This is a genomic window from Prolinoborus fasciculus, from assembly GCF_056724605.1.
Window position 1 is genome coordinate 1 of record NZ_JBWZQN010000152.1, and the last position, 785, is coordinate 785.

The following is a 785-nucleotide window of genomic DNA, read 5'->3' on the forward strand; positions in this document are numbered from 1 at the left end:
CCTAAATGTTGAGCGAAACTCACCAATAAATAGGCGATCATCGCAATCCAGATTTGTGTCTGAATTGCGTTCCTGCTGCGGCCTAGAAACGCTTTTAATTTGAGATTCTGCTTAATCGCCTTAAAGAACAGCTCAACTTTCCAACGATCTTTATAAATCGCCGCAATGGTGGAGGCGGCTAAATGAAAGTTATTGCTGAGAAAGCTAAAGTGCTTGCCACTTTGCTGATCTCTATATTCAATTCTTCTTAACACTGGGGCTTTTCTTTTTAGGGCATGTGCGCTATTCAGCTGAATGGTTTCATCTTTTAGAATACCTTTGGATTCAAGCACTGGATGTTGCTGGATCACCTGATACACAGATTTAGGCCTAAAACGTGTGACAAATCCAATGTTTTGAGCAGTCAGATTTGCATACCATTGGTAATCGACATAGCCTTTATCAAAAACTACAATGCTGCCAGCAGGAAACTGGAATTTGCGGCCTTGTACCATGTCATTTTCTTTGCCATTTTCAACTGCAACAAACTCAGGAATATCATTGCTGTGATTCAATCCTATGCTGAGTTTCATGCTGGCTTTTGAGTCGTGAACTTTGGCCCATTCACATAAGGAAAGCGACAGGTCAATATGACTGGCATCCAAGGAATACAAGGGATTCTTAAAGCGAAATTTATGAGCTACTTTTGAGTGTTCATAGTATTTAAGCAACTTGTAAAATAGCTGTTGATACAAGGCAGCAGGCTGCTGCTCATTGATTCGTGCCAGCGTGCTTCGGGGAATAGA

General features: G+C 41.3%; 1 protein-coding gene. It reads right to left on the bottom strand.

The window, feature by feature from the left end; genetic code table 11:
• A partial coding sequence (locus tag AC1P5O_RS16670; protein ID WP_499006422.1) for an IS4-like element ISAbe18 family transposase occupies nt 1-785 on the bottom strand: 785 nt, incomplete at both ends.